This window comes from Nocardioides marmoriginsengisoli, from assembly GCF_003725695.1.
GTDB classification, from domain to species: domain Bacteria; phylum Actinomycetota; class Actinomycetes; order Propionibacteriales; family Nocardioidaceae; genus Marmoricola; species Marmoricola marmoriginsengisoli.
Map to the genome: position 1 here is coordinate 321,142 of NZ_RJSE01000007.1, position 13,650 is coordinate 334,791.

11 protein-coding genes and 1 tRNA gene are annotated in these 13,650 nt (G+C 70.8%); 4 read left to right on the top strand and 8 right to left on the bottom strand.

Going from position 1 to position 13,650, the window contains the following annotated elements; all coding sequences use genetic code 11:
* Positions 1-9: 9 nt before the first annotated feature.
* Both EFK50_RS22630 and ppnP read right to left on the bottom strand, forming a co-directional pair.
* Positions 10-2,310: an ATP-binding protein gene (locus EFK50_RS22630; RefSeq protein WP_123227455.1), complete on the bottom strand. Its 2,301-nt coding sequence runs from the start codon at positions 2,308-2,310 to the stop codon at positions 10-12.
* A 156-nt stretch (positions 2,311-2,466) separates the two neighbouring features.
* Entirely contained in the window at positions 2,467-2,781 is a 315-nt protein-coding gene (gene ppnP, locus EFK50_RS10185) for a pyrimidine/purine nucleoside phosphorylase (RefSeq protein ID WP_123227456.1), read from the bottom strand.
* A 143-nt stretch (positions 2,782-2,924) separates the two neighbouring features.
* On the opposite strand from ppnP, the gene EFK50_RS10190 reads away from it, so the two are divergent.
* A complete protein-coding gene (locus EFK50_RS10190; protein ID WP_123227457.1) occupies positions 2,925-4,214 on the top strand; it encodes an aspartate kinase in 1,290 nt (429 codons plus the stop codon).
* Entirely contained in the window at positions 4,211-5,260 is a 1,050-nt protein-coding gene (locus EFK50_RS10195; protein WP_123227458.1) for an aspartate-semialdehyde dehydrogenase, read from the top strand. The genes EFK50_RS10190 and EFK50_RS10195 overlap by 4 nt, the downstream gene beginning before the upstream one ends.
* A 6-nt stretch (positions 5,261-5,266) precedes the next feature.
* Here the strand turns inward: EFK50_RS10195 and EFK50_RS10200 are convergent, their stop codons facing one another.
* The 3 genes from EFK50_RS10200 to EFK50_RS10210 form a co-directional block, all read right to left on the bottom strand.
* On the bottom strand, positions 5,267-6,757 hold the full coding sequence (locus tag EFK50_RS10200; RefSeq protein WP_148046114.1) for a YibE/F family protein: 1,491 nt from the start codon (positions 6,755-6,757) through the stop codon (positions 5,267-5,269).
* 190 nt (positions 6,758-6,947) lie between these two features.
* Positions 6,948-7,021: transfer RNA gene (locus EFK50_RS10205), tRNA-Pro, on the bottom strand.
* 50 nt (positions 7,022-7,071) lie between these two features.
* The gene (locus tag EFK50_RS10210) at positions 7,072-8,007 is read right to left on the bottom strand and encodes a metallophosphoesterase (RefSeq protein WP_123227460.1); all 936 of its coding nucleotides are present in this window, start codon (positions 8,005-8,007) and stop codon (positions 7,072-7,074) included.
* Positions 8,008-8,032: 25 nt separating this feature from the next.
* Between EFK50_RS10210 and EFK50_RS10215 the strand changes: the two genes are divergently transcribed.
* Positions 8,033-8,491: a GatB/YqeY domain-containing protein gene (locus EFK50_RS10215; protein ID WP_123227461.1), complete on the top strand. Its 459-nt coding sequence runs from the start codon at positions 8,033-8,035 to the stop codon at positions 8,489-8,491.
* A 17-nt stretch (positions 8,492-8,508) separates the two neighbouring features.
* Here the strand turns inward: EFK50_RS10215 and EFK50_RS10220 are convergent, their stop codons facing one another.
* Positions 8,509-10,896, bottom strand: a complete 2,388-nt coding sequence (locus tag EFK50_RS10220; RefSeq protein ID WP_123227462.1) for a penicillin-binding protein — start codon at positions 10,894-10,896, stop codon at positions 8,509-8,511.
* Between the two features lie 203 nt (positions 10,897-11,099).
* Here EFK50_RS10220 and EFK50_RS10225 point away from each other — a divergent pair, with 203 nt between their 5' ends.
* Positions 11,100-11,399, top strand: coding sequence for a WhiB family transcriptional regulator (locus EFK50_RS10225; protein ID WP_123227463.1), 300 nt, complete (start codon positions 11,100-11,102; stop codon positions 11,397-11,399).
* A gap of 22 nt (positions 11,400-11,421) precedes the next feature.
* On the opposite strand, the gene bagB is transcribed toward EFK50_RS10225, so the two are convergent.
* Both bagB and bagA read right to left on the bottom strand, forming a co-directional pair.
* Positions 11,422-12,627: an ArsA family ATPase gene (gene bagB / locus EFK50_RS10230; protein WP_246004113.1), complete on the bottom strand. Its 1,206-nt coding sequence runs from the start codon at positions 12,625-12,627 to the stop codon at positions 11,422-11,424.
* On the bottom strand, positions 12,624-13,631 hold the full coding sequence (bagA, locus tag EFK50_RS10235; protein WP_123227464.1) for an ATPase BagA: 1,008 nt from the start codon (positions 13,629-13,631) through the stop codon (positions 12,624-12,626). Before bagA ends, bagB begins: the two co-directional genes overlap by 4 nt.
* Positions 13,632-13,650 lie beyond the last annotated feature (19 nt).

Here is a 13,650-nt window from a genome sequence, read left to right on the forward strand (position 1 = left end):
CCCGTCGAGTCAGGCCCTCGGGTCGGCTGCGCCGGTACGCCGGACGAACCAGGACGCGATCCCGGCCCGCGAGCTGAGGTCGAGTTTGCGCAGGATGTTCTGGACGTGGCCCTGGACGGTCCGGTCGGAGAGGAACAGCTCGGTCGCGATCGCGCGGTTGGTCAGGCCGTCGGCGACCAGGGCGGCGATCTCGACCTCGCGCTTGGTCAGCGGCGCCAGGTTCGCGACGCCCGCTGCCGACGCGCCCGGTGCGACCGGCTCGATGCCCTCCAGGGCGACGCGCACCGCGTCGGCCAGCCCCAGCTCCTGCCCGCGGGCGTACTGCTCGGGCAGCTCGACCGGGCCGGCAGTCCGGTGCGGGACGACGTCGTCAGCCGCACCCACGAACGGAGCCCGGTCGGCCGGGACGCCGAGTCGCCGCCACACGGCGGCGGCAGCCCCGAGCAGGGTCACCGCGTGCTCGTCGCGCCCCTCCTTCGCAGCCAGCCAGGAGAGCCCTTCGAGGCGGAGCCCGATGCCGACCTGGTCACGCAGGCTCCAGGACAGCTCCAGCGCCTGCTTGCTGGTCGTCCGTCCCAGCTCCAGGTCGCCGTCCAGGATCGCCTTCAGCGAGCGCGCCCAGAGTGCGTGCGAGCGGACGTAGGACTCGCCGGTCCGTTCGCAGAGGGCCAGCAGCTCGTCGGACATCGCGGTCGCGCGGTCGACCTCGCCGACGAAGCCGAGGCTCAGCGCGCAGGAGTGCAACGAACGCAGCAGACCGAACCGGTCGTCGGTACGGCGGAACGCCGCCACGCTCTCCAGCTCGAGCTCGAGTCCGCCCCGGAAGTCCCGGCGGTAGATCCGGACCAGCCCGCCGGCGTACTGGAAGGAGCCGCGAAGCACGTCGTTGTCGAGCGCCTGCACCAGCGGCTCCGCCTCGTCGAGCAGGGCCGAGGCGGCCGGCAGATCGAGCTGCATGGCGGCCATGAACGCGCACATCACCAGCAGCTCCGCCCGGTCCTGGTCCGCGCCGCCGGGATGGGCGAGCATCCGCCCGGCCCACATCCGGGCCTCGCTGAGCTGCCCGGTGGCCACCCAGTAGGTCTGCAACCGGCAGCAGATCCGCTGCCCGGTGGCTGCCGACGCCGGGGTCTGGTCGGAGAGGTCCAGCGCGGCCCGCAGGTTGGCGTGCTCGGCGTCGAGGCGCTCCAGCCAGGAGGCCTGGTCGGGCCCGGCCCAGGACTCCCAGGCCTCGTCGACGAGCCCGGCGGCCCAGTCGCGGTGCCGCTCCCGCCAGTACTGCGACCCCTCGGCCTCGCCGAGCCGGCGCAGACCGTAGTCGCGGAGCGTCTCCAGCATCCGGAACCTGGACGAGGCCGCGGTGAGCCGCGTGACGACCGCCTTGTCGACCAGGGTCGAGAGCACGTCGAGGACCCGGGCCCGGTCCACGCCGTCGCCGGAGCAGGCGACCTCGGCTGCCTCGAGGTCGAACCCGCCGGCGAAGACCGAGAGTCGGGCCCAGAGCAGCTGTTCCTCCTCGCTGCACAGGGCGTAGGTCCAGTCGACCGAGGCCTCCAGCGACTGGTGCCGGCCCGGGGCGTCGCGGAAGCCGTGGGCCAGCACGCCGAACCGGTCGTGGAGCCGGATCGCCAGGGCCTCGGGCGAGAGGGTGCGGACCCGGGTGGCGGCCAGCTCCAGCGCGAGCGGCAGCCCGTCGAGGGCGACCACCACCTCGGACACGGCGGCGGTGTTGGCCTCGGTGAGGGCGAAGCCGGGCAGGGCGTTCCGGGCCCGGTCGACGAACAGGCGGACCGCATCGACCTGGCCGACCGTGGTCGGGTCGAGCGCGCCGAGGTCGCCGGGGACCGCCATCGGCGAGATCTGGAGGACGACCTCGGCAGCGATCCCGAGCGGCATCCGGCAGGTGGCCAGCACCTGGATCTGCGGGCAGCGCTCGACCACCGCGGACACCAGGTCGGCCACCTCGGTCAGCAGGTGCTCGCAGTTGTCCAGGACCAGCAGCCCCGGCCGCTCGGCGAGGTAGTCGGTCAGGTAGCTGTTGGTCCACGGTCCCGGTGGGGCCTGCAGCCCGAGCTCGGTGGCCACGACGTTGCCCAGCAGCGACGGCTCGGCCAGGTCTGCCAGCTCCACGAACCAGACTTCGCGGTCGTCAGCCTGCAGGTGGGCGACGAGCTGCTCGGCGATCCGGGTCTTGCCGACCCCGCCGACCCCGGTCAGCGTCACGGCCCGCGACGCGCTGAGCAGCTGCCGGGTGGTCGCAAGCTCTTCGCGGCGCCCGACGAACGTCGCGAAGGCGGTCGAGGTGCCCACGGGCCCAGCCTAGGCACCGAACCGCGCCCGGCGGGCGCGAAACGGGCAGGTCGGCGCAGGCGCGGAACCCCGGAACCGGTCAGCCGCGGGCCAGGGTCAGGTGCACCACCCGACCCGGCAGACCCTGCGGCGGTGCGAGTCCGGCCGCGACGGCCCTCAGCTCGCGTAGCTGCAGACGTAGTCGAGCTGCTCGGCGACCTCGATGTCGAACGACGAGTCGCCCGGGACGTCGAAGGACGACCCGGCGGCGTACTCGGTCCAGTCGGACGCGCCGGCCAGCCGCACCCGACAGCTCCCGGCGACGATCTCCATCGTCTCGGCGACGCCGGTGGTGAAGGTCAGCGTCGCCGGCAGGATCACTCCGACCGACTTCCTCGTCCCGTCGGCGAGCAGCACGGTGTGACTCACGCACTTTCCGTCGAAGTAGACGTTCGACTGCGCCAGGACGGTGACGTTCTCGAGCTGGGTCATGCGCCAAGCCTAAGAAGGACCACCCTTCGGCACGTGTTCGGGGTCGGCTGCGTCCGCTCGGTAGAATCTCCTTGGCCAAAGGCCGTCCTCGCCCGCGAGAATCGTGGTCAGGAATCCGGAACGAATCGCCAAGGAGAGCAGTCGTGGGCATTGTCGTGCAGAAGTACGGCGGCTCGTCGGTTGCCGACGCCGAATCGATCAAGCGGGTGGCCCGCCGGATCGTGGAGACCAAGAAGGCCGGCAACCAGGTCGTCGTGGTCGTCTCCGCGATGGGGGACACCACCGACGACCTGATCGACCTCGCCAACCAGGTCTCGCCGCTGCCGCCCGCCCGTGAGCTCGACATGCTGCTCACCGCCGGCGAGCGGATCTCGATGGCGGTGCTGGCGATGGCGATCCACGACCTCGGTCACGAGGCTCGCTCGTTCACGGGCTCGCAGGCCGGGGTGATCACCGACGCCGAGCACGGCCGGGCAAAGATCATCGACGTCACGCCGGGCCGGATCGAGGAGGCGCTCGCCGCCGGCGCGATCGCCATCGTGGCCGGGTTCCAGGGTGTTTCCCAGACCACGAAGGACATCACCACGCTCGGTCGCGGTGGTTCGGACACCACGGCCGTTGCGCTGGCCGTGGCGCTGAAGGCCGACGTCTGCGAGATCTACTCCGACGTCGACGGCTTCTTCAACGCCGACCCGCGGATCGAGCCGCGGGCCCGCAAGGTCCCCCGGATCTCCTACGAGGAGACCCTGGAGATGGCCGCGCAGGGCGCGAAGATCCTGCACCTGCGCTGCGTCGAGTACGCGCGCCGCTACGACATGCCCATCCACGTCCGGTCGTCCTTCTCCGACAAGGAGGGCACCTGGGTGACCAGTGCCGACAAGGTCGGGACCGACGACTCACAGGAGAGCACCATGGAAGCAGCCATCATCACCGGTGTCGCCCACGACCGGAGCCAGGCGAAGGTCACCATCGTCGGGGTCCCGGACAAGCCGGGCGAGGCGGCGGCCATCTTCCGTGCGGTCGCCGACGCGCAGATCAACATCGACATGATCGTCCAGAACGTGTCGGCGGCGGCGACCAGCCTCACCGACATCTCGTTCACGCTGCCGCGCGGCGAGGGTCAGACCGCGATGACGGCGCTCTCCCGGCTGCAGGACTCGGTCGGCTTCGCCGGCCTCCTGTACGACGACAGCGTCGGCAAGGTCTCCATCGTCGGCGCCGGCATGAGCTCCTCGCCGGGCATCTCGGCGCGCTTCTTCGAGGCGCTCTCGGACGCCGGGGTGAACATCGAGATGATCTCCACCTCGGAGATCCGGGTCTCGGTGGTCGTCGCGGAGACCCAGGTCGAGGACGCCGTACGGGCGGCGCACGCCGCGTTCGACCTCGGCTCCGACGAGGTCGAGGCGGTCGTCTACGGAGGGACCGGACGATGAGCCGGAACGTGAACATCGGCATCGTCGGCGCGACCGGTCAGGTCGGCGTCGCGATGCGCAGCATCCTGCTGGAGCGGGGCTTCCCCGCCGACCAGGTGCGCTTCTTCGCCTCGGCCCGCTCGGCCGGCACGGTGCTGCCGTTCGGCGACCGCGAGATCACCGTCGAGGACGCCACCACGGCGGACCCGTCGGGTCTCGACATCGCTCTGTTCTCGGCCGGGGCCACCACCTCGCGCGCGCTCGCGCAGAAGTTCGCCGACGCCGGGGTGATCGTCGTCGACAACTCCAGCGCCTTCCGCAAGGACCCGGAGATCCCGCTGGTCGTCTCCGAGGTCAACCCGGAGGCGATGGAGGGCGTGATCGCCGCCCGCCGCGGGATCATCGCGAACCCGAACTGCACGACGATGGCCGCGATGCCGGTCCTCAAGCCGCTGCACGACGAGGCCGGCCTGGTCCGGCTGATCGCGTCGACGTACCAGGCCGTCTCCGGCTCGGGCGTGGCCGGCGTCGAGGAGCTCGCCTCCCAGGTCGACGCTGCCGGAGAGAAGTCCCGCGAGCTCGCGTACGACGGCGGCGCGATCGCGTTCCCGGCGCCGAACAAGTACGAGCGGACGATCGCCTACAACGTGGTCCCGCTGGCCGGCTCGATCGTGGACGACGGCCTCAACGAGACCGACGAGGAGCAGAAGCTCCGCCACGAGTCCCGCAAGATCCTCGGTCTGCCGGAGCTGCTCGTCTCGGGCATCTGCGTGCGGGTGCCGGTCTTCACCGGGCACTCGCTGGCGATCAACGCCGAGTTCTCCCGGTCGATGACGCCGGAGCGCGCGCGGGAGCTGCTCGCCGACGCTCCCGGTGTCGAGCTGAGCGACATCCCGAACCCGCTGCAGGCTGCCGGTCAGGACCCGTCGTACGTCGGCCGGCTGCGCACCGACCCGGGCGTGCCTGACGACCGCGGCCTGGCGCTGTTCGTCAGCAACGACAACCTCCGCAAGGGTGCCGCGCTGAACACCGTGCAGATCGCCGAGCTGGTCGCAGCCCGGCTCTGACGCGGGCTACTCCGGCGAGGGCTGTTCCTCGACGAAGCGGACCGTCACCCACCACGACAGCAGGAACGCCGCCGCGGTGAGCACCGGGATGATCGCGACCATCCGTGCTTCGTTGAGGTCGTCCAGGAAGAACAGCATCGCCGCCATCGCGACCAGGCCGACCCCGAGGAACGCGGTGCTGAACGGGTCGGCGACCTTGAACGCCTTGAGCAGGTTGGCACCGATCAGGACCTCGATGGCGAGGATGGCGACCAGGGCCAGCAGGCCGATGCCGCCACCGCAGCTGTCGTTGTCGCGCACGGCCTCGCAGCCGACGCTGGCGCCCTTCGCCAGCAGGACGCAGACCAGGCCGGAGATGAGGCCGGTGAGCAGGGCGGCGTAGGCGGGCTTGATCCGCGGCATCTTGGCGGCCAGGGCGTCCGCCGGCTGCTTGCGCTGACGGCTGGAACGCTTCTCGGCCTTGAGCGCGGCCTTCTCGGCCTTGGTCTGCTTGGCCTGCTCACGACGCGCGTGCACCTGGTCGCGGTGCGACTCGGGGACCGTCGCCGCGTCGGTCGCGCGCCGCCGCCGGGACTTGGTCGGCGTGGCGAGAGCGATCGTCGGCTCGTCGGCGGCGTCCCGCGCCGCGGCGGCCGCCGCCATCGTCGCGATCGGGCCCTCGACCTCGTCAGCCTGCTCAGCAGCCTGCTCTGGCGCCTCTTCTGGGGCCTGCTCCGGAGCCTGGGCGCGCTCGGGTGCCCGCGGGGCCCTGGGGGCTGCTGCCGGGGGCGCCAGCGGCTCCTCAGCAGCGACCTCCGACAGGGTGTCGTTGGACGCTTCGACGGTCTCGGTGGCCGCGACGTCAGCCACGGGAGCGTTCAGGTCGGCGTCGGCCTCACCTGCGTCCGGGGCAGGTACGTCGGCCCCCGGTGCGTCGGCTGCGGGCTCCTCGGCTGCGGGAGCGGGTGCCGCAGTCTCGGCGGCGGCGGCCTCGACCACAGCGTCGGCCTCGCGTGCCTCGGGAGCAGGTGCCTCGGCGACCGGTGCCTCGGGCGCCTCCGCCACGGGCGCCGGCGACTCGGGCGCCTCCGCCACGGGAGGCGCTGGCGCTTCGGGCTCCTCCACGACCGGCGGCAGCACGGGCCGCGGCGGCGCGACCGCGCGTACCGGAGCAGCGGGGGCGGATCCGGCAGGGCGAGCAGCGGGACGAGCAGCAGGACGGGCAGCAGGACGGGCAGCAGCGCCACCGGCGCGAGTCGGAGCAGCAGGAGCCGCCGGCCGTACGGGAGCCCGCGCCGGGGCGGGAGCGGGAGGCGCCTCCGCGACCTCGGGCTCGACCACCGCCTCGACCACCGGCTCCTCCGGAGCGGCGGGGGCCTCCTCGACCACCGTGTCAGTCTCGGTCACGGCCGCCGGCGCGGGGGTGTTCTTGCTCCGGCGCTTCCGGCCGAATCCGAGGCTGAGGCTGGGCAACTCCAGGTTCGGTTCGTTGCCGCTCGTGTCCGGTTCAGTGGGCATGTCCGGATTCTGCCACTAGTGGTCTCCGAAGCGCGGCAGCCAGGTGGGTTTGAGAGCGGAGAGCGGTCGACGACCGTACGAAGTCGTCGGCCGCGACCGCAGCAATCGGCCCGGCTCGGCCCGGAAAAGAATCAGCCCGGACCCACTTCCGTGAGTCCGGGCGATTCCGATGTCCTGCGACATCTCACTGTCGGGCTGACAGGATTTGAACCTGCGGCCTCGTCGTCCCGAACGACGCGCGCTACCAAACTGCGCCACAGCCCGCTGCAGCCTGGGCGAGTCTAGCCAAAGGTTGTCGGCAGGATGAAATCGGGTCAGGACTTCGCCGGGAGGAGGGTCAGGAGACTGGCCTCCGGGCGGCAGCAGAACCGGATCTGGGCGTACGGCGAGGTGCCGGCGCCGGCGGAGACGTGCAGCCACGACGACCCCGGATCTCCGGGTCGGGAATCGGCGGGATGACGGTGCAGCCCCTTCGCGCGGGCCGGTTCGAGGTCGCAGTTCGTCACCAGCGCACCCTTGACCGGCAGGCAGAGCTGACCGCCGTGGGTGTGCCCGGCCAGCGTCACGTCGTACCCGTCGGCGGCGTACTGGTCCAGGACCCGCAGGTACGGCGCGTGGGCCACCCCGATCCGCAGGTCCGCGTCGGACGGCGCCGGTCCGGCGACCGCCGCCAGGTCGTCGTACTCCAGGTGCGGATCGTCGACGCCGGCGAAGGCGAGCGTGCTCCCGTTGACCTCGAGCCGTCCCGAGGTGTTGGTCAGGTCGAGCCAGCCCTGGGAGAGCTCCTCCTTCAGCAGCTTCCAGGGCAGCTCGGGCGTCGAGGTGTTGCGCTCGCCGTCGTCGGGCATCAGGTACCAGAGCGGGTTGCGCAGCTTGGGGGCGTAGTAGTCGTTCGAGCCGAGAACGAAGACCCCGGGAACGTCGCGGAGCGGTCCGAACGCCTGCAGCAGCGGGCCGACGCTGTCCATGTGCGCGAGGTTGTCGCCGGTGTTGACCACCAGGTCCGGCTCGAGGTCGGCGAGGGACGCGATCCAGCGGCGCTTGACGCCCTGGCTCGGGGTCAGGTGCAGGTCGCTCAGGTGCAGCACCCGGATCGGCTTGCTGCCGGCGGGCAGGCAGGTGATGTCGAAGTGCCGGGTGGTGAAGTTGCGGGTCTCGGCGACGGCGTACCCGATCCCGGCGATCCCGGCGAGGGCGCCGAGGCCCACCGTGCGGCCTACGGTCCGGGCCAACCGAGATCGGGAACTCATGTGACAAGGCTGCCACAATGGACCCATGAGTGATTTGAAAGAGCGCCTCCGTGCCGACCTCACCGCCGCGATCAAGGCGCGGGACGAGGTCACGTCGTCGACGCTGCGGATGGTGCTGACCTCGATCACCAACGCGGAGGTCTCCGGCAAGGAAGCCCGCGAGCTCACCGATGACGACGTGCTGACCGTGCTGGGCGGCGAGGGCAAGAAGCGTCGCGAGGCGGCCGAGGCGTTCGACGCCGCCGGCCGGGTCGAGCAGGCGGAGAAGGAGCGGGCCGAGGCCGCGGTGATCGCCGGCTACCTGCCCGAGCAGCTCAACGCCGAGGAGATCAGCGCGCTGGTCGCCGACGCGATCGCCCAGACCGGCGCTGCCGAGCTCGGCCCGCGCGGCATCGGCAAGGTGATGGGCGTGGTGACGCCTCAGGTCAAGGGACGCGCCGACGGCGGGATCGTGGCCGCTGAGGTCAAGCGCCAGCTCGGCTGAGGGGCTCCTGCGGGGCGCTAGTTGCCGGGGCCGTTCCCGTTGCCGTTTCCGTTCCCGTTGCCGTTCCCATTCCCGTTGCCGTTTCCGTTGCCGTTCCCCGGTGGGGTCGTGCCTCCGGGGTTCGGGGTGCTCAGCGTGGCCGTGTTGTTGCCGCCGCGACCGCCTGACGCGTAGATCGTCACGGTGGAGCCGGAGGCAATCGACGAGCCGCCTCGGGGGCTCATCGCGACCACGCGGCCGTTGCGGGATCCGCGGACCCGGACCACGAAGCCGCTGGACTCGAGCTCGGCGATGGCGTCGTTGACCCGCATGCCCTCGACGTTCGGGACCTTCATGTCGATGAGCCGGAACATCGAGCTGTCGGGACTGACGAAGTCGATGTCCGGGAGCAGGTCCTGGACATCGCGCATGGCGTCGGCCCACATCGGTCCGGCGGTGGTGGAGCCGTGCGCGGACACGATGTACGAGCCGCCGACGGTCTGGCCGTTCAGCGAGATCGGCTGTCCCTGGCTGTTGGCGCCGGCGATCATCGACGCGGTCGCCAGGGTCGGGGTGTAGCCGTCGAACCAGACCGCCTTGTTGGACGTGGTGGTGCCGGTCTTGCCGGCCGACGGCTTGTCCAGGGCGAGGCCGGCGCCGAAGCCGCGACCGGTCATCACGCCGCGCAGGATGTCGTTGATGGTGTCGGCGGTGTTGGTCTCCAGCACCTGGTCGCACTGCTTGGGGTAGTCCTTGAAGATCCGGCCCTCGGAGTTGAGGATCCGGGTCACCGGCCGGGCCTCGCAGTGCACGCCGCGGGCGGCGACTGTCGCGTAGGCCTCGGCCATCTCCAGCGGGCTGACGTCGGCGGCACCCAGCGTGAAGCTGGGGACCCGCTCCGACGCCGGGTGGGTCAGGTCGACGCCCATCGCCTTGGCCAGCGCGTACGGCTTGCAGAGCCCGGTCTTCTTCTCCAGCTGCGCGAAGTAGGTGTTCACCGACTCCCGCATGCCGGTGTACATGTCCTTGCGGCCGTTGGTGGTCGAGTTGCTGACGTTCCAGGGAGCGGTGTTCGGGTACGGCCCGTTGCAGGTCTCGTACTCGTTCTGCGGGATCCGCATGTTGCGCGGCGAGTTGAACGCCGTGCTCGGCGGCAGACCCTGCTCCAGGGCGCTGGCGAGCACGAAGAGCTTGAAGGTGGACCCGGGCTGGAAACCGGCCGAGTCGCCGTACTTGCTGTTCACGACGTAGTTGAGGAAGGTCTCGCCCTTCTTCTTGGCGCGGCCCATCGGCCGGGACTGGCTGATCGCCTTGACGTTGCCGGTGCCGGGCTCGACCATCGCCAGCGCACCGATCGCCGAGTCGGTCGCCTTCACGTGGCGCGAGGTGGAGCGGTCCGCGGCGCGCTGGAACCGCAGGTCCACCGTCGTCCTGATGGTCAGGCCGCCGGAGTTGAGCAGTTGCTGGCGGTCGGAGACGGTCTTGCCGAGCGACGGGTCCTGCAGCAGGTACCGGCGGACGTAGTCGCAGAAGAACGCCGCCTTGGAGCCGAGGCAGCCGTTGCGGGTCGGGCTGACCTTCAGGCCCAGCGGCGTCGCCTCGACCTTGTCGGCCAGCTCCTTGTCGACGATGTTGAGCTCGGCCATCCGGCGCAGCACGGTGTTGCGCCGGTCGAGGGCCTTCTCCGGCGAGCTGGTCGGGTCGTAGCCGACGGGGTTCTTCACGAGACCGGCGAGCAGGGCGGCCTCGCGCAGGGTGAGCTTGCTGGCGTCCTTGCTGAAGTAGTGCCGGGACGCGGACTGGATGCCGTAGGTGCCGTCGCCGAAGTACGCGATGTTCAGGTAGCGCTCCAGGATCCAGTCCTTGGAGTACTTCTGCTCGGCGCCGATGGCGTACCGGAGCTCCTTGATCTTGCGCTGGTAGGTGTCGTCGGTCGCGGCCTTGCGCTCTTCCTTGGTGGTGGCCTCGTTGACCAGCGTCATCTTCACCATCTGCTGGGTGATCGACGAGCCGCCCTGGGTGATGCCGTCGTTGGCCTGGTTGGTGAGGAACGCCCGCAGGGTGCCCTTCAGGTCGATCGCGCCGTGCTGGTAGAAGCGGTAGTCCTCGATGGCGACGATCGCCTTCTGCATGATCGGCGCCACGTCGGAGAGCGGGACGTTGACCCGGTTCTGGTCGTAGAAGGTGGCGATGGTGCGGCCGCTCGCGTCGAGCACCCGGGTCCGCTGGGCCAGCGGCGCCGCCGACAGCTCCTCGGGGAGGTCCTTGACGGTCTTGGAGAGCGACTTGGCGCCGACGCCGAGCGCTCCGGCGAACGGGATCACCAGGCCGGCGACGAGCAGGCCCATCAGGGCGGAGAGCGCGACCATCACTCCGAGGTGCGACGTGACGTCGCGGAACGACAGGGAGGGGCCACGGCTCGACATGGGGGCCAGTCTAGGCCGTGGTTCCAGCCCGCCCCGTTCCCGTAACCAATCGGCAGGTGACTAGTTGTAGTAGTCCGTAAGGACTAGGGCGATTCGGCACGTTCGGACCTGTTACGAGGTTCTCAGAGAACCTTAAGTTTCGTTATGTGGGGGGACCGGCCCTGTTGGGCCGGAGACCACAGTGTTTTTCAATGGGGGTTTCAATGTCTTGGAACGAAGAATGGGCTGCTGCCGCGACGTGTCAGAAGTCGCGGCCTGATGAGTTGTTCGTCCGGGGGGCCGAACAGCACAAGGCCAAGGTCGTCTGCGCGGCCTGTCCGGTACGCGCCGAGTGCCTCGCCGAGGCTCTCGACAACCGGATCGAGTGGGGCGTGTGGGGCGGTATGACGGAGCGTGAGCGCCGTGCCGTCCTCCGCAAGCGCCCGAACGTCACGTCCTGGCGGGCGCTGCTGTCGGCGGCCAAGGACGCGCACCTCGAAGCCGTCGAGATCGCCTCTGCCTGAACCCGCGGAGCCGCGGCCCGTCTCAGCCTTGAGGTTCGGTGCCGTGGCTCAGCAGGTCTCCGATGCGTCGGAGGCCGTCGAGGTCGTGCACGTCCGTCGGTAGCGCCGGCAGGACGACGGTGCGCACCCGCGGGTGCGCGGTGGCGAACCTGCTGCGCAACCGGCTCTCGCGCTCGACGATCAGCTTGCGGTCGGCGTGCAGCCGCAGCAGGCCGGCCGCCATCCGGGTCACGTCGTCCTCGGCGTCGCGCAGCTTCTCGTAGCCCGACATCGCCGCGGCCGCGGTCAGGTCCCCGCCCGGGTCGGTGCTCGCCCGGTTGACGACCAGTCCGGCCAGCGGCATCTTCTCCGCGCTGAGCCGTTCGACGAAGTACGCCGCCTCGCGCAGGGCGTCCGGCTCCGGAGCCGCGACCACCAGGAACGAGGTCCCCTCCGCCTGGAGCAGCTCGAACGTGCGTTGCGCCCGCTGCCGGAAGCCGCCGAACAGGGTGTCGAAGGCGGAGACGAAGGCCTGCATGTCATTGAGGACCTGGCCGCCGATGATCGTCGTGACCGCCTTGGTGACCAGGCCGAAGCCGGCCGTCATCAGCTTCGCCGGTCCGCGGGCCGGCGCCAGCAGCAGCTTCATGAACTTGCCGTCGAGGAAGCTGGAGAGCCGCTCCGGTGCGTCCAGGAAGTCCAGCGCGCTCCGCGAGGGCGGCGTGTCCACGACGATCAGGTCCCAGCGGCCGGACGCGCGGGCGTCCTTGTCGAGCTGGCCGAGCTTCTCCATCGCCATGTACTCCTGGGTGCCCGCGAACGAGCTGGAGACCGCGATGTAGAACGGGTTGTTCAGGATCTGCTGCGCCTTCTCCGGGCTGGCCTGGCTCTCGACCACCTCGTCGAAGGTGCGCTTCATGTCGAGCATCATCGCGTCGAGGCTGCCGCCGGAGGTCGAGCCCGTCGAGGCCACCCCCGGCACCGGGCGCGGGGTGTTGTCGAGCGCCTCGATCCCCATCGACTGGGCCAGCCGCCGAGCCGGGTCGATGGTCAGGACGACGACCTTGCGTCCGCGCTCGGCGGCCCGCAGTGCGATCGAGGCGGCGGTCGTGGTCTTGCCGACCCCGCCCGATCCGCAGCACACGATGATCCGCTGCTTCGGGTCGTCGAGCATCGCGTCCACGTCGAGCGCGGGCACGGGTCCGGGGGTCGCGGTCATCGGGCCGACCCGGGCCGTCGTACGACTCATGCCAGCCCCTGCTCGATCAGCTCGGCGGCCAGCTCGTAGAGGCCGGCCAGGTCGGCCCCGCCTGCCAGCTGCGGCAGCTCGTACGTCGGCACGCCGATCTCCTCGACCAGGCTCCGCTGGGAGTCCTCGAGCCGGCGTCGCTCGGCGTGGTCGCGGCCCTCGGCGACCAGGGTGGGCACCATGGACATCGGCGCCTTCACGCCGGCCGAGGTCAGCGCCTTGCCGAGCGCCTTGGTGTCGACCGATCCCGCGAGCAGCTGCTCGCGGGCCGGCTCGTCCAGGTCCTGGGGCCGGACCAGGTTGACGACCACGCCGCCCACCGGCATCCCGGCGCTGCGGAGCTCGTTGACCCCGTCGACGGTCTCCTGCACCGGCATCTCCTCGAGCACGGTGACCAGGTGCACGGCCGTCCGGCTGGAGCGCAGCAGCGTGGTGACGGTGTCGGCCTGCGCCTTGATCGGGCCGACCTTGGCGAGGCCGGCCAGCTCGTTGTTGACGTTGAGGAACTGGGTGATCCGGCCGGTCGGGGGCGCGTCCAGGACGATGGCGTCGTAGGTGCGGGCGTTCTTGTTGCGCGAGTTGCGCTGCGCGGCTTCGTAGACCTTGCCGGTGAGCAGCACGTCGCGGACGCCGGGAGCGATCGTGGTCGCGAAGTCGATCACGCCGAAGCGGTCCAGGGCCTTCCCGGCACGACCGAGGCGGTAGTACATCGCGAGGTACTCCAGCAGCGCGGACTCGGCGTCGATCGCCAGGGCGTAGACGTTGCCGTGGTCCTTCTCGGTGGCGCGGGCGAGCAGGCGCTCCTCGTACGGCAGCGGCGGTACGTCGAAGAGCTGGGCGATGCCCTGGCGTCCCTCGACCTCGCAGAGCAGCACCGTCTTCCCTCGGGAGGCGAGCGCCAGCGCCAGGCTCGCGGCGACCGTCGACTTACCGGTGCCGCCCTTGCCGGTGACGATGTGCAGCTGGACTCCGGGGAAGTCCGAGGCTGGTGCGGGCTCTGCCATGCGGAGGAGCCTATTGGTT